This is a genomic window from Mycobacterium sp. UM_CSW (assembly GCF_000455205.1).
Lineage (GTDB): Bacteria > Actinomycetota > Actinomycetes > Mycobacteriales > Mycobacteriaceae > Mycobacterium.
In genome coordinates this window covers 1-14,937 of the sequence record NZ_AUWQ01000036.1, presented here as the reverse complement: position 1 = coordinate 14,937, position 14,937 = coordinate 1, and the positions used below count along the sequence as shown (strand labels likewise).

General features: G+C 69.9%; 11 protein-coding genes. 7 read left to right on the top strand and 4 right to left on the bottom strand.

Translation table 11 applies throughout. The annotated features are described in order from the left end of the window. The first annotated feature begins 11 nt into the window (after positions 1–11). The 3 genes from N415_RS14455 to N415_RS14445 are packed head-to-tail and all read left to right on the top strand — an operon-like array spanning position 12 to position 4,047. On the top strand, positions 12–1,208 hold the full coding sequence (locus tag N415_RS14455; protein ID WP_068182807.1) for a MaoC family dehydratase N-terminal domain-containing protein: 1,197 nt from the start codon (positions 12–14) through the stop codon (positions 1,206–1,208). Positions 1,209–1,210: 2 nt separating this feature from the next. After that, complete coding sequence (locus N415_RS14450) at positions 1,211–2,890, top strand: class I adenylate-forming enzyme family protein (RefSeq protein ID WP_068182805.1); 1,680 nt, start codon at positions 1,211–1,213, stop codon at positions 2,888–2,890. Continuing rightward, complete coding sequence (locus tag N415_RS14445) at positions 2,887–4,047, top strand: NDMA-dependent alcohol dehydrogenase (protein ID WP_255342527.1); 1,161 nt, start codon at positions 2,887–2,889, stop codon at positions 4,045–4,047. The genes N415_RS14450 and N415_RS14445 overlap by 4 nt, the downstream gene beginning before the upstream one ends. Before the next feature lie 12 nt (positions 4,048–4,059). Here N415_RS14445 and N415_RS32700 read toward each other — a convergent pair whose 3' ends face one another. Next, a complete protein-coding gene (locus N415_RS32700) occupies positions 4,060–4,521 on the bottom strand; it encodes an SRPBCC family protein (protein ID WP_068182803.1) in 462 nt (153 codons plus the stop codon). After that, a complete protein-coding gene (locus tag N415_RS32695; protein ID WP_239645551.1) occupies positions 4,518–5,375 on the bottom strand; it encodes a rhomboid family intramembrane serine protease in 858 nt (285 codons plus the stop codon). The genes N415_RS32700 and N415_RS32695 overlap by 4 nt, the downstream gene beginning before the upstream one ends. A gap of 67 nt (positions 5,376–5,442) precedes the next feature. Between N415_RS32695 and N415_RS14430 the strand changes: the two genes are divergently transcribed. The 3 genes from N415_RS14430 (at position 5,443) to N415_RS14420 (ending at position 11,293) form a co-directional block, all read left to right on the top strand. After that, on the top strand, positions 5,443–5,817 hold the full coding sequence (locus N415_RS14430) for a nuclear transport factor 2 family protein (protein ID WP_068182798.1): 375 nt from the start codon (positions 5,443–5,445) through the stop codon (positions 5,815–5,817). A 42-nt stretch (positions 5,818–5,859) separates the two neighbouring features. Then, positions 5,860–6,084 (top strand): hypothetical protein, encoded by a 225-nt coding sequence (locus tag N415_RS14425; protein WP_068130514.1) that lies wholly within the window; start codon positions 5,860–5,862, stop codon positions 6,082–6,084. A 376-nt stretch (positions 6,085–6,460) separates the two neighbouring features. Then, entirely contained in the window at positions 6,461–11,293 is a 4,833-nt protein-coding gene (locus N415_RS14420) for a cation-translocating P-type ATPase (protein ID WP_068182795.1), read from the top strand. Between the two features lie 7 nt (positions 11,294–11,300). On the opposite strand, the gene N415_RS14415 is transcribed toward N415_RS14420, so the two are convergent. Further along, positions 11,301–12,881: an AMP-binding protein gene (locus N415_RS14415; RefSeq protein WP_068182793.1), complete on the bottom strand. Its 1,581-nt coding sequence runs from the start codon at positions 12,879–12,881 to the stop codon at positions 11,301–11,303. Beyond that, a complete protein-coding gene (locus N415_RS14410; RefSeq protein WP_068182790.1) occupies positions 12,878–13,798 on the bottom strand; it encodes an SDR family NAD(P)-dependent oxidoreductase in 921 nt (306 codons plus the stop codon). The genes N415_RS14415 and N415_RS14410 overlap by 4 nt, the downstream gene beginning before the upstream one ends. 239 nt (positions 13,799–14,037) lie before the next feature. Between N415_RS14410 and N415_RS14405 the strand changes: the two genes are divergently transcribed. Next, on the top strand, positions 14,038–14,799 hold the full coding sequence (locus N415_RS14405) for a cutinase family protein (RefSeq protein WP_068182787.1): 762 nt from the start codon (positions 14,038–14,040) through the stop codon (positions 14,797–14,799). Positions 14,800–14,937 lie beyond the last annotated feature (138 nt).

Below are 14,937 nucleotides of genomic sequence, written 5' to 3'. Positions count from 1 at the left end.
CGGGAGCGCCGATGACGAAGAAGACGACCAAGCCCGCGGACGCCCACCTCGATCTGTCCGACGTCGATCACCGGGTCGGCAAGCCGATCGGCGGCGGTCAGTTGTGGGATCCGTGCAGCTCCTCGGACATTCGGCGCTGGGTGATGGCGATGGACTACCCCAATCCGCTGCACTGGGACGAGCAGTTCGCGCGCGAGTCGAAGTTCGGTGGCATCGTCGCGCCGCAGTCCATCGCGGTAGCCCTGGACTACGGGCACGGCGCAGCGCCGGCATGTGTCGGCCACATCCCGAACAGCCACTTGATCTTCGGCGGCGAGGAGTGGTGGTTCTACGGCTGTCCGGTTCGGCCCGGGGATAAGTTGTTCCAGGAGCGCCGGTTCCACGACTACAAGGTGACCGAGACGAAATTCGCCGGCCCCACGATGTTTTCGCGCGGCGACACCGTCCACAAGAACCAGCACGGCGCCCTGGTGGCGCGCGAGCGTTCCACCGCGATCCGCTATCTGTACGAGGAAGCCACCAAGCGTGGCATGTTCGAAAACCAGCTCGGCGAGATCAAGCGCTGGACGCAAATCGAACTCGAGGCCGTCGAGAGGCTGCGGCGCGAGTGGCTCGAGTCCAACCGGCTGGGTGTTTCGCCCCGCTTCGACGAGGTCAAGGTCGGCGACACGCTGCCGCGTCGGGTGATCGGCCCGCACAGCATCGCCAGCTTCACCACCGAATACCGGGCGTTCTTGTTCAACATCTGGGGCACCTTCGAGTGGGTGGCGCCAGCGGGCATCGAGGATCCCTGGGTCTATCAGGATCCCGGCTGGGGCAAGGACTTTGCCTTCGACGAAGAAGACGCGAAGATCGATCCGCGCAAGCGCGACGGGCTTTACGTCGGTCCGTCGCGTGGACACATCGACGCCGAGCGGGCCAGCGAGGTGGGCATGGCGCGCGCCTACGGCTACGGCGCCACGATGGGCGCGTGGTGCACCGACTATCTCGCGTACTGGGCCGGCCACGACGGCTTGGTGCGTCACTCCAAGGCCGACTTCCGCACGCCCGCCTTCGAGGGCGACGTGACATATTTCGATGCCGAGATCGTCGACAAGCAAACGGAGTCGGCCTGGGGTGTGCCGCTGGTCCAGGTGAAGCTGCGACTGACCAACCAGAACGGGGAAATGCTGGTCGGCTGCACGGCCGAGGTGGAACTCCCGTTGTAGCCATGGCCGACGAGACGGATCCGCAAGCGGCACAGGTTCTTTCGATCGTTTCCGGGCCACCGCTGTCGGATGAGCCCGGGCTCGGATCGCTCACGCTGCCGGGCTTCCTGCACGACGTGACGCGGACGTACGGCCCGCGCGAGGCGCTGGTGTGGCGCACCGCCGACAGCGTCACCCGGTGGACGTACGCCGAACTCTGGGACCGCGCGATCGAGGTGGCGCGCGCGTTGCGCGCGTGCGGCGTGGGCAACGGCACCCGCGTCGGGGTGTTGATGACAAACCGGCCGGAATGGCTTGCCGCAGTGTTCGGCACCTCCTTGGCCGGGGGCATCGCCGTCCCGTTGAGCACGTTTTCGACGCCGCCCGAACTGGATCATCTGATCCGGGCCTCCGCCATCGCGGTGCTGTTGTTCGAACGCAGGGTGCTGACGAAGGACTTCGCGGCCGTGCTGGCCGAGCTGGACCCGGCGACCTATCCGTACTTGCGCAAACTCGCGCTCGTCGGTGACCCGGCGCCGGGCATCGAATCGTGGCCCGAGTTCCTGTCGTCCGGCCACGACGAGCCGCGCGAGCTGGTCGAGGCGACTGCCGCGGCGGTGTATCCCAGCGATTCCGCCGTGCTGTTCTTCTCGTCCGGCTCGACCAGCAAGCCGAAGGGCATCCTCGGCGCGCACCGCGGGGTGTGCATACAGCTGTGGCGATTCCGGCGCATGTATGGGTTCAGCCCGGACGACCACGTTCGCGGCTGGACCGCCAACGGCTTCTTCTGGTCCGGCAATTTCACGATGGTGCTCGGATCCACGCTGGCCAGTGGCGGGACACTGGTGCTGCAATCGACGTTCGACGCCGCCGAGGCGCTCGAGCTCATGCAGGCCGAGCGGGTGAACTTCCCGTTCGCGTGGCCCCACCAGTGGGCCCAGTTGGAGGGCGCGCCCAACTGGAGCATGGTCGACCTGAGCAGCGTGCGGTTCGCGGATTTCAAGACTCCCATCGCCCACCATCCGACGGTGTCGGGCGAGTGGCACGAGCCGGGCCACGCCTACGGCAACACCGAAACATTCACGATCACAACGGGTTATCCCGCCAACACCCCACCCGAGGTCCACGCGGACAGCTTCGGGGTGGCGCTGCCCGGTGTGACGTTGAAGATCGCCGATCCGCTTACCGGCGGCACCGTCCCGCGCGGCCAGGCGGGCGAGATCTGCGTCAAGGGGCCGACACTCATGCTCGGCTATCTCGGCACCCCGCTCGACGAGACGCTCGATTCCGAGGGCTTCTTCCCGACCGGCGACGGCGGCTACCTCGACGACGAGGGGCGGCTCTACTGGCAAGGCCGGCTGACCGACATCATCAAGACCGGCGGCGCCAACGTCTCCCCCCGCGAAGTCGACGAGGCCCTCATGGCGCAGCCGGGCGTCAAGGTTGCCCAGACCGTCGGCGTTCCGCATCACACCCTCGGGGAGGTCGTCGTCGCCTGCGTCGTGCCACACGACGGTGTAATCATCGACACCACAGAGCTTTTGGGGCGCATGCGGCAACGATTGGCGAGTTACAAGGTGCCGCGCCAAGTGCTGTTCTTCCGCGAGGACGAAGTGGCGGTGACGGGCAACGCCAAGATCAAGGCCGGCGAACTTCGGGAGCTGGCCGTCAAGCGACTGACCGAAGCAGGAGGTTTGCCATGAAGTGTCGTGCCGCCGTGCTGCGCGGCGTCGGCGAGGACTGGGAGGTCCGCGAGATCACTCTCGACCCGCCACGCGGCGGCGAGGTCCTGGTGCGGATGGCCGTGGCCGGAATCTGCCATTCCGATGACCACGTGTTTACCGGCGACGTGGTGCCCACCCCCGAAGTGCTGGCCGCGAGCGGTCAGCCCGCGCCGGACTGGTTCCCGCTGCTGGGTGGCCACGAGGGCGCCGGCGTCGTCGCGGAGGTCGGGCCGGGCGTGACGACGGTGCGGCCCGGGGACCACGTGGCGCTCTCGTTCATCCCCGCGTGCGGCAGCTGCCGGTTCTGCGTCAACGGTCAAAGCTACATTTGCGATATCGGCGCGAGCCTGTTCGTGCGGGAGATGCCCACCGACGGAACGTGCCGCCGGCACCTCGGCGACGAAAACCTGTTGGCGTATGGGCAACTGGGGACTTTCGCGGAATACGCGGTGCTGTCCGAGAGGTCCGTCATCAAGATCGACGACGCGATACCCTTCCACGCCGCCTCACTGGTCTCCTGCGGTGTCAGCACCGGCTGGGGGTCCGCGACGGTCTCGGCGGAGACCGAACCGGGGGACACCGTCGTCGTCATCGGCGCCGGCGGCGTCGGGATGAACGCCCTGCAGGGCGCGCGCGCCGTCGGCGCAAAATATGTGGTCGCGGTGGATCCCGTTGAATCCAAGCGGGATTCGGCCAAGATTTTCGGTGCCACGCACACCGCCGCGTCCGCGCAGGACGCGATCCCCTTGGTCAGAGAGATCACCGCCGGCCTGATGGCCGACCGCGTCGTCGTCTGCCCCGGCGTTGTGCACGTGGACCTGATCCCGTTGGCGATGACGCTGCTCCGCAAGGGCGGGGTCTGCGTGCTCACCGGCATCACCCCGTACACCGAGCCCCCGACGCCGTTGGTCCTGCAGGAGATGACGCTGTCGGCCAAACAACTCCGGGGAGCCCTCTACGGCGGGATGAACCCGCGCACCAGCGTGCCGCTGCTGCTGTCGTTGTATCAGGCGGGCGCGTTGAAACTGGACGAGCTGGTCACCCGTCACTATGGGCTCGACCAGATCAACGAGGCGTTCGCGGACCTGCGCGAAGGGCGCAACATTCGCGGGATCATCGATTTCGCCGGCGCCTAAAACGCTGCCCGTTCAACCGGATTCGAAGTGGCGCCGGATGCCGGCCAGCATCTCGGTATGCGCTTTGACGGCCTCCCGCGTGGTCATCGCGGCGAGCGGGCGGGGCGCGGCGATCAGGATCCGCTCGGTGACGCGGGTTCCGCCGTCGATCGGCGCGAAGCTCACGCTTCCGCGCAGGCGCACCCCCGGCGACTGATCGGCCTCGGTCGTCACCTCGCCGTCCGTCCGGACGTGCAGCCGCGCGCGATAGGTGATCCGCATGGTGAACGGCCCCAATGGAATGCGGTCCACCACCCGGTAGCTCTGCAGGTAGCCTTCCGGCGTTTCGGCGCGCGACGTCGCCTGCACCGACACGATCAGCGGATGCACGAGTTTGATGTTGTCCAGATCCACGTAGAAATCGCGGACGTCGTCGGGCGGCGCGGGGACATCTTCTGACAGCTCGGTTTCGGCGTGCGCCGTCCACCAGCTCACAGGTACAGCTCCGCCGCGAGAACGCCCGTGCGCCACCAGATCAACGCCGCAAACAGAACCGATGCCAGGACGGTCACCGAGGCCTGGATCAGGTTGCGGCGTTCCCTCGGCGCGTAAACGTAAGCCGCGGCGACCAATCCGCCGGTCACCAGCCCGCCCACGTGGCCCTGCCAGCTGATCCGTTCGGAACTCACGGCCGGAGCCACGAACGTGTAGAGCAAATTGATCACGATGACCGCGACGACCCAGCGCATGTCGAGGTTGAGCCGCTTCGCCACCACGAACGTGGCCCCGAAAAGGCCGAACACCGCGCCCGACGCGCCCGCCGTCGCCGTGTTCAGCGTGATCAGATAGACCAGCACCGACCCGCCCAGCAGGCTCAGCGCGTACAGCGCGCCGAACCGCAACCGGCCGAGCAGCATCTCGAGGGGCGGGCCCACGACGTACAGGGCCCACATGTTCAGCAGCAGATGAGCGGCGCCATAGTGCACGAACGCCGAGGTCACCAAACGGTACAGCTGGCCGTCGGCGACGGCGGGTGGCCACAGCACGAGCTGACTTTGCAAGCCCCGCACCGACATCTGCAGCGCGAACACTCCCACGTTGATCGCGATCAGCGCGTAAGTGACCACCGGCGTGCCGGTCCGTTCCCGCCCGCCGAATTGCGTGCGGGGCTGACGAATGCTTCGGGCGCCCGCCTCCACGCATTCCACGCATTGGTGACCGACCGCGGCCGCGCGCATGCAGTCCGGGCAGATGTAGCGCTCGCAGCGGTTGCAGCGGAGATAGGTCTGGCGACCGGGATGCCGGTAGCACGTCGGCGCTTCGGCCTCCGGTGGCCTGGGTGCAGTCATCGCACTATTCTCACCGTTTCCCAGGTTGCCGCGGTGCCTTACTGTGTTTTCCGTGAGGTCACCGAATGTGACTGAGGTCCGGGCCGGCGTCGTGGAGCGCTACCTGGAATGCCTCGCCGCCCATGATTGGGACGGCCTCGCCGCCACCATCGCCGACGACGGACTGACCCGGGAGGGCCCGTTCTGCGATGTCGTCGAGGGCAAGCAGCACTACGTCGCCTACCTGCGCAAGGTGTGTACGACCCTCAAGGGTCACCGGCTGGAGGTGCAGCGGGTCTCCCACGTGAACGATCGCCTTTCCTATGTCGAGTTGACCGAGGCGTTCGAGATCGACGGCGTCAGCGCGACGTGGCCCGAATGCATTCTTTTCGAGCGGGGTGACGACGGGCTGATCTCTCGCGTCAGCGTGTTCTTCAAACAACGCTCACCCGACACCGGCTAGGGATCTATTCCCTCCCCCGCGGAATTGACCTACCGTGTTGGGATGGAGGAAGCAGGAACCCCGGAGTCGGTGCCGGTCGAGAAATTGCACTCGGGCGACCCGATCACCGATTGTGGTCAGCGGTACATAGTTCTCGAGTCGAAATCTCTCGGCGATAGTTGCGTGGTTCTCGAGCTGGAGTCCCGGGTGAACCATCAGTTGCAGGTCATCGAGAAGTCCTTCCCGGCCGGGTATCAGGTCGGCAGGGCGAATCACCGGATCTTGTAGACCTTTTATCCAAGCCGAATGCGCGAGTAGCCGTCCGACGGCTACCGCGCATTTGTGTTTTCTGCCCGGCTGGTACTTCGGCCGTTCCCGAAACACCTTCTGCGCCAACGGGTTCGGCGCGCGACACCGCGACCGCGTCGTTCCGACGACGTCTCCCCAGGAGATTTCTCCGCCTCCGCGTGTTCTCCCAGGTTTGGCCCGCCGCCAACCCGGTAACCTTTTGCCAGGAAGCAATTGCAACCCTGGCAACCGAGCGAGTCCGACGCGCCCCACTCGCTGGTGTAATCGCGCCGCCGTCCATCCGGGCCACCTGTGGACAGGCCGCTGACACGCCAGGATCATTAGGCGCGGGCAGACGGGTTTGAAGGGTGACGGAATGAGGATTCCGGGTGTAGCCAGCGTCGTCGCTGGCGTGACCGGCGGAGCCGCGCAGGTGGTACGAGCCGGCGTCTCCACTGCGGCCGGCGCCGCGGGCGCGGTGCAGCTGTTCGCCAGCCCGGTGATGGAATTGGCCAGCCCGGTGGTTTCGTCGATGGCCCACACGACCGGCCGGGCGATCGGCATCAGCGCCGCGTCCAACGGCTCCTCCCCCAACGGTGTCGCCCCGCCGGTGCGCTGGCACAGCGGGCGGCGAGTACATCTGGACCTGGATCCACTGCTGCCGTTCCCCAGCTGGCACGAACACGCAGCGGTGGTGGAGGAACCGGTTCGCAGGATTCCGGGCGTCGCCACGGCCCACGTCGAGGGCGCGCTGGGCCGGCTCGTGGTCGAACTCGACGCCGACGCCGACGCCGACCAGGTGCTGGACGAAGTCCGGGAAACGGTGTGCAGCGTGGCCGCCGACCTGGCTTTCACCGGACCCAAGGCGATAAGCCGCACCGCGCCGTTTGCCGACCCGGGTAACCCGTTGGCGATTCTGGTCCCGTTCACCGCGGCGGCGATGGATGTCGCGGCCATTGGCGCCGCGGTGACCGGCTGGCTGGGCCACCTGCCCGTCGCGCCGCGCAGCGCGCGCGCCGCGGCCGCCCTGCTCAATCACCAGCCGCGGGTGGTGGCCGTCCTGGAGTCGCGGCTGGGTCGCGTCGGCACCGACATCGCGCTGAGCGCCTCGACGGCCCTGGCCAACGGCCTGACCCAGGCGGTGGGCACGCCGATGCTGGACCTGGCGCAACGCGGCCTGCAGATCTCGGAGGCGTCGGCCCACCGTCAGCGCTGGCGGGAGCGGGAGCCCCAGCTGGCCTCGCCGGATCGGCCCCAGGCGCCGGTGGTGCCCGTCATCTCGTCGGCCGGACCCAGCTCGCAGGCCCCGCGGCACAACTGGGCCGCGGCGGCCGCCGGCGAGGTCTCGCACGTGGTGGTCGGCGGGGCGATCGACGCCGCCATCGACACCGCGAAGGGTTCCATGGCCGGCCCGGTCGAGGAGTACGTCGATCAGGCCGCGAACGCCTCGCTGATCGCCGCGGCCGGTGCGCTGCTGGCCGGCGGTGGCACCGAAGACGCGGCCGGGGCGCTGCTGGCCGGCGTGCCGCGCGCCGCGCACGTGGGCCGTCAGACCTTCGCCGCGGTGCTGGGGCGCGGCCTCGCCAACGCCGGGCAACTGATCCTGGACCCCGGCGCGCTGCGCCGGCTGGATCGGGTCAAGGTGGTCGTCATCGACGGCGCGGCGCTGCGCGGCGACAACCGCGCGGTGCTGCAGGCCAGAGGAGACGTGCCCGGCTGGGACGAGGACCGGGTCTACGAGGTCGCCGACGCGCTGCTGCACGGTGAAGAGGCGCCCGACCCCGACCCCGACGAATTGCCGGCCACCGGGGCGCGCCTGCGGTGGCTCCGCGCCCAGGAGCCGTCGGCGACGCCCGCCCAGGGCCTTGAGCACGCCGACCTCATCGTCGACGGTGAACGCGTCGGCGGCGTCGACGTGGGATGGGAGGTCGACCCGTTCGCGATCCCGCTGTTGCAGACGGCCCACCGGACCGGGGCGCGGGTGGTGCTGCGTCACGTGGCGGGCACCGAGGACCTGACCGCGAGCGTGGCGGTGAGCCACCCGGCGGGCACGCCGCTGCTGCAGTTGGTCCGCGATCTGCGGACGGACCGCGGGCCGGTGCTGCTGATCACCGCCGTACACCGGGATTTCGCGTCCACCGACACGTTGGCGGCCCTGGCCGTCGCCGACGTCGGCGTGGCGCTGGACGATCCGCAGGCCGCGACGCCGTGGACCGCCGACATCATCACCGGCACGGACCTCGCCGCGGCGGTGCGGATCCTCTCGACGCTGCCGGTGGCCAGGGAGGCCACCGAATCGTCGGTGCGCCTGGCCAAGGGCGGCAGCACGCTGGCCGGGTTGTTGCTGGTCACCGGCGAGCCCGGAACGGCCAATCCGTTGGCGGTGCAGCGCTGGCTCAACCCGGTCAACGCCGCCGCCGCGGCCGCGTTGGTATCGGGCGTCTTCTCGGCCACCCGGGCGCTCCGGTTGCCGGACCCCACGCCGCAGCCGCTGACCGCGTGGCACGCCCTGGATCCCGAAATCGTTTACTCGCGGCTGGCCAGCCGCACGCGTCCGCTGGCCGTCGAGCCCGGGGAGGCGCCCTGGCGGCAGGTCCTCGACGACCTCTCCTACAACCCCCTCGTCGCGCCGCTGCGAGGCCCGGCCACCCGGGTGGGGCGGCTGCTGTCCGCGACGCGGGCCGAGCTCGCCGATCCGCTCACGCCGATCCTGGCGGTGGGCGCGGCGGCCTCGGCGATCGTCGGCAGCAACGTCGACGCGCTGTTGGTCGCGGGCGTGATGACGGCCAACGCGATCGCGGGCGGGGTGCAGCGGCTGCGGGCCGAGGCGGCGGTCGCCGAGCTGTTCGCCGAGCAGGACCGGCACGCGCGGCGCGTCGTCCTCCCGACCGTTGCGACGGCGCGCCGCCGGCTCGAGGCGGCCCGTTCGACCGATCGGACCGTGACGGTGAGCGCCAAGTCGCTGCGCCCGGGCGACATCATCGACCTGGCCGCCCCCGAGGTGGTGCCCGCGGACGCACGCCTGTTGGTGGCCGAGGACCTGGAGGTCGACGAGTCCTTCCTCACCGGTGAGTCGCTGCCGGTGGACAAGCAGGTCGATCCCGTCGCGGTCACGGACTCCGACCGGGCCAGCATGCTTTTCGAGGGCAGCACCATCGTCGCCGGCCGCGCCCGGGCGATCGTGGTGGCCACCGGCGCCGGCACCGCCGCGCAACGGGCGATGTCGGCGATCGCCGATGTCGAGTCGGCCGCCGGGGTGCAGGCGCGGTTGCGGGAATTGACCAGCAAGGTGCTTCCGCTGACGCTTGCCGGCGGCGCGGCGGTGACCGGATTGGCCCTGGCGCACCAGGGTTCGCTGCGCCAGGCGGTCGCCGACGGCGTCGCGATCGCGGTGGCCGCCGTCCCGGAGGGCCTCCCGCTGGTGGCCACCCTGTCCCAGCTCGCCGCGGCCCAGCGGTTGTCGCGGCGCGGCGTGCTGGTCCGCACCCCACGCGCCGTCGAAGCGCTGGGCCGCGTCCAGACGGTGTGCTTCGACAAGACCGGCACCCTCACCGAGAACCGCCTGCGCCTCGTCCGGGCGGTGCCGCAGGAGACGAGCGCGGACGGCCCCTTCCCGGATCCCGCCGAGCCGCGGGCCGCCGAGGTGCTGCGCATCGCCGCGCGCGCGTGCACCCAGCCGCACAACGGGCAGGGGCACGCGCACGCCACCGACGAGGCCATCCTGACCGCCGCCAATTCCCTTGATGGTCAGGCGGATTCGGAATGGACCGTGCTCGCCGAGGTGCCGTTCGAGTCCAGTCGCGGCTACTCTGCCTCCATCGTCACCGCCACCGCCGCGACGGCGGAGCCGATGCTGATGGTCAAGGGCGCCCCCGAGGAGATCCTGCCGCGCTGCCGGTTCGCCGAAGGCAACGGCGACCAAGACCATGCCGAGTCGTTGGTGTTGAGTCTCGCCGGGGAAGGCCTGCGCGTGCTGGCGGTGGCCCGGCGCAACTGGGACCGCGGGACCGCCGAGGAGGACACCGACGCCGACAGCGTCGACGCCGCCGCGCACGACCTGGAGCTGGTCGGCTTTGTGGGATTGGCCGACACCGCGCGCCCGTCGGCGCGGCCGCTGATCGAGGCGCTGGTGCAGGCCGGACGCCGGGTCGTGCTGATCACCGGCGACCATCCCGTCACCGCCCGGGCGATCGCGCGTCAGCTGGGGCTGCCGTCGGATGCACGTGAGGCCACCGGGGCCGAACTGGCCGCGCTCGACGAGGACGCCCGGGCCAGACTCGCCGCCGACGTGCAGGTGTTCGCCCGCGTCAGCCCCGAGCAGAAGGTGCAGATCGTCGCGGCGTTGCAGCACAGCGGGCAGGCGGTCGCGATGGTCGGCGACGGGGCCAACGACGCCGCCGCGATCCGGATGGCCGACGTCGGCATCGGGGTCAGCGGTCGCGGGTCGTCGGCCGCCCGCGGGGCCGCCGACATCGTCTTGACCGACGACGACCTCGGCGTCCTGCTCGACGCGCTGGTCGAGGGCCGCGGCATGTGGGGCGGGGTGCGCGACGCCGTCAGCATCCTGGTCGGCGGCAACGTGGGCGAGGTGCTCTTCACCATCATCGGCACCGCGTTGGGCACCGGCCGGGCGCCGGTCGGCACGCGTCAACTGCTGCTGGTGAACCTGCTCACCGACATGTTTCCCGCGCTCGCGGTGGCCGTCACGCCGCAATACCCGCAACCAGAAGACGATGAGGACGGCGCCGATCGCGACGCCGAGGAAATGCAGCGGGCCTTCCAGCTGGCGGCGCTGTCCGAACCCTCGCCGTCGCTCGACGCGCCGCTCATGCGCCAGATCGTCACCCGCGGCGCCGTCACCGCCGCCGGCGCGACGGCGGCCTGGGCCATCGGGCGTTGGACTCCGGGCACCGAACGCCGCACGTCGACAATGGGTCTCACGGCGCTGGTGAGCACGCAGCTCGCGCAGACCCTGCTGACCCGCCGCCACAGCCCGCTGGTCCTGGCCACCGCGCTGGGCAGCGCGGGTGTGCTGGTCGCCATCGTGCAGACCCCGGGCGTCAGCCAGTTCTTCGGCTGCACGCCCCTGGGGCCGGTCGCCTGGTCCGGCGTGATCGGTTCGACGGCGGGTGCCACCGCCGTGTCGGTGCTGGCGCCCAACTGGCTGGCCAACCGGGTCGCCGCGCTGGAACCCAAGGACAAGCAATAGCCGGCGCCTAGGTCGACAGCTCCTTGCGCACCACCTTGCCCGCGGGGTTGCGCGGGATGCTCTCGACGATGTTGATGTCGCGCGGCTGCTCGAAGCGGGAAACCCTGCCCTTCAGGTAATCCCGCAGCGCCTCCGGGTCGAGGCTGCGCCCGGGCTGCGGGACCACGAAGGCGGCCAGCCTTTGACCGAACTGTTCGTCGGGAACGCCGATGACCGCGTTGTCGGCGATGTCGGGGTGCTCGGCGAGCGCGTTCTCGACCGCGCGCGGGTAGACGTTCTCGCCGCCGGAGATGATCATGTCGTCCTCGCGGCCGACGATGTAGAGCCGGCCCGAGTTGTCGAGGTAGCCCATGTCGCCGGTGCTGGTCATGGTGCCGACGACGGCTTTGGCACCACCGTCGGTGTAGCCCTCGCTGGCCAGCTCGCCGCCGACGAAGATGCGGCCCGTGACGCGCGGGCCGACGGGTCGGTCGTTCTTGTCGAAGATGCGCACCGGGCAGCCGGCGACGGGTTTTCCGACCGTCTCGGGGGCCTCGCGCAGGTCGGCCGGCGTGGCCAGCGCCCCGATGCCGACTTCCGTTGAGCCGTAGCCGTTGTAGAGAATGTCGCCGTAGGCGTCCATGAACCGCTGCCCGAGGCTGGGATCCAGCCGGTCCCCACTGGACAGCACCACACGCAGGTAGGGCAACGGGTTTCGCGCCCGCACCCGCTCCGGCAGGTCCAGGATGCGCGCCAGCACGACCGGCACCGCGGTGAAGGCGTCGGCGCGATGCAGCGATGCCTGCGCGAGCGCGGCCTCGGCGTCGAAGTGTCGATTCGTCAGGACCGTCCCGCCGAGGGCTACGGTCAGCATCAGCATGCCGAGCCCCAACCCGTGAAACATCGGCATCGCCACCGAGATCCGCGACCCGGTCCGCAACCCGGTGCGATCCAGGATCGTCACCCAGACGCCCACCGCCGAACGCAGCTGCGGTGTGCGCGGCACACCCTTGGGCCTGCCCGTCGTACCGGACGTCAGCAGGATGATCCGGCCGGGCGCGGCCACGTCGGGTCTCGAAGGCCGCCGGCCTTCGTCGCGTGCACCGACCGCCGCCGGGTCGACGAGGGCAACCGACTGATCGGCGGCGCGCACCCGTTCCGCGAACTCGTCGTCGGCGACCATCGTCGTGATCCTGTGGCCACTCAGTGCGGCGGCCAGCGCGTCGGTGCGGAAGTCCGTGTTGACGAGCACGACGTCGGCGCCGATCAGCGCGGCGGCGAAGAAGCCCTTGACGAAGCCCTGCCCGTTGCGGCACATCAGCCCGACGGCTTGACCGGGACCGGCCCCGGCGCCGGACAACCTGCAGGCAAGGGATTCCGTTTCCGAGCGCAGCTCGCGGTAGGTGAGGGCGCCTGGAACGCCGCAGTCGTCGATGATCGCGGCGCGGTCGGGCCAGCGAGCCGCCGTGACCGCCAGCAGCGTGTAGGGATTGGTGCCGCCGCGGCGCGCCTCGCGAATGAGCCGCACCGTCGCGACCGGCGAAGGCGGGCTGAGCAGTCGGGAGCGCAGCAGCGCGCGGAACGCGGTGGTGACCACGCCGTCGGTCATCGTTCGGCCTCTTGGTCGTCGGCGTCGGCGAAGAAACGCCGGTGCCACAGCCGGGCCGCGCGATCGGCGGGCCCGGCCAGCAGCACCGAGGCCAGCTCGGCCGGCCACACCCACGGGGGTTCGTTGGTGCGGGGCCGCTCGATCACCGCCTTGGCGATCGCGTCGGCGGCCTCGTCCGGGGACAGGCCGGGAAGCCGGCCCAAAATCGGTGTGGGCGCGATCATCCGGGTACGGACCAGCGCGAAGTAGACCGCCGTGACGTCCACGCCGTCGACGTGCAATTCCGGGGCGACGCTGCGCAACCAGCGGTCGAATGCGCCCTTGGAGGCCTGGTAGGCGCCCCACTGCGGGCCGGGGACGACGCGCACCCCGACGCTCGACACGTTCACGATGTGCCCGCCGCCGCGCTCGCGCATGGCCGGCAGCAGGCCCAGCAGCAGCCAGATCGGTCCGAGGTAGTTGATGCCGATGGTGCGCTGGAAGTCATGGGGGCGGTCGTACTGATCATGCAGGCTGCGACGCAACGACTTGCCCGCGTTGCTCACCACGATGTCCACCGCGCCGTACTCCTCGGTGACCTGCTTCGTCAGCTCGCTGACCGCGGACTCGTCGGTCAGGTCGGTCGGGTAGGCGACCGCCCGGCCGCCGCCGGCGTTGATTGCCGCCGCGATGTCCTCGAGCCGTTCCGCGGACCGCGCGACGATCAGGACCGTCGCTCCCGCGGCGGCCATCTTGCGGGCCGTCGCCTCGCCGATGCCATACGACGCACCGGTCACCAGTACCGTCTTGCCGGAAACGGCGCCGCGCAGCCGGTCGGGGTCGGAGACCCGCGCCGGATTTGCCAATCGATCGGTGGCTCGCGCCACGGTCGCTTCGAAGGCCTTCGCAAGGGGCTGAGGTATCACGTTCACGTTCATTGCCGCTTCACTCCGAATTGCGCGCGAGGGGCGGCGCTGGCTCGACCGTGTGCCTCGACTCGGACTACAGCAAGCAGACCACACCGCGGGATAGGCCCGCGCCCCGGCCCGGCAATCGGTCGCCGTCGCGAATCGCTCGCCGGCGCGCTGCCGCGCGTCCGCCGGAGGTTTTACGGATCTGAAATATTTCGCCGGAAGATCACTGTTTAGGCGGGGGTTCAGTTGGGCACAATTGCGGCATGATCGCACGTCACCTCCCTCGTTTCCTTGGTCCAGCAGTCGTCGCGGCGGCCGGCCTTAGCGCCTCGGTCCTCTCCGGCGCGCTCCCCGCCGCCTCCGCCCAATGTCCCGACGTGCAGGTGGTGTTCGCCCGCGGGACCGGTGAGCCGCCCGGCCTTGGCGCGACCGGCCAGGCGTTCGCCGACACCCTCCGCTCGCGAGTCGGCGCAAGGTCCTTCGACATCTATCCGGTCAACTATCCCGCCAGCCAGGAGTGGGCGACGGGTCTCGACGGCATCAGGGACGCAGGCGCGCACGTGGTGTCGATGGCGCACGACTGCCCCAACACCAAGATGGTGCTCGGCGGCTTTTCCCAGGGCGCGGCCGTGATGGGGTTCGTCACCTCGTCCTCCGTGCCGGACGGGGTGGATCCTGCGACCGTGCCGAAACCGCTGGGTCCGGACGTCGCCAACCACGTCTCCTCGGTGGTGCTGTTCGGAATGCCGAACGTCCGGGCGATGAACTTCCTCAACCAGCCCCAGGTCTCGATCGGTCCGCTGTATCAGGGCAAGACCATCAAGGTGTGCGCCCCTGAGGACCCGGTGTGCTCCGACGGCATGAACTTCGCCGCCCACGATGCCTACGCCGACGACGGGGCGATGATCGACAAAGGCGTCGCCTTCGCGCTGAGCCGCCTCGGCGAGGGTCCAGCCGCCCCGGCGGGTCCCGCGGCGCCGACGACGGTCGTCGCGTCGCCAACCGGCGGGGGCTTCGGCAGCTGAGCGGACCGGGATTAGTCCCTGACAAATCCCTTGTTGCGCATCAGGAAATCGGCCAGAAACCCGTCGTGCGGGATTTCGGGTGCCGCGTAGAAGGTCGGGTGGTGCCCGGCGTAGACGTTGGCGACGGTCGGTTCGGCG

Excerpts from the sequence above, each read along its gene's own strand:
- N415_RS14450 (WP_068182805.1), top strand. The coding sequence starts at position 1,211 with ATGGCCGACGAGACGGATCCGCAAGCGGCACAGGTTCTTTCGATCGTT.
- N415_RS14415 (WP_068182793.1), bottom strand. The coding sequence starts at position 12,881 with ATGACCGACGGCGTGGTCACCACCGCGTTCCGCGCGCTGCTGCGCTCC.
- N415_RS32695 (WP_239645551.1), bottom strand. The coding sequence starts at position 5,375 with ATGACTGCACCCAGGCCACCGGAGGCCGAAGCGCCGACGTGCTACCGG.
- N415_RS14425 (WP_068130514.1), top strand. The coding sequence starts at position 5,860 with ATGGAGGAAGCAGGAACCCCGGAGTCGGTGCCGGTCGAGAAATTGCAC.
- N415_RS14410 (WP_068182790.1), bottom strand. The coding sequence starts at position 13,798 with ATGAACGTGAACGTGATACCTCAGCCCCTTGCGAAGGCCTTCGAAGCG.
- N415_RS14445 (WP_255342527.1), top strand. The coding sequence starts at position 2,887 with ATGAAGTGTCGTGCCGCCGTGCTGCGCGGCGTCGGCGAGGACTGGGAG.
- N415_RS14420 (WP_068182795.1), top strand. The coding sequence starts at position 6,461 with ATGAGGATTCCGGGTGTAGCCAGCGTCGTCGCTGGCGTGACCGGCGGA.
- N415_RS14455 (WP_068182807.1), top strand. The coding sequence starts at position 12 with ATGACGAAGAAGACGACCAAGCCCGCGGACGCCCACCTCGATCTGTCC.
- N415_RS14405 (WP_068182787.1), top strand. The coding sequence starts at position 14,038 with ATGATCGCACGTCACCTCCCTCGTTTCCTTGGTCCAGCAGTCGTCGCG.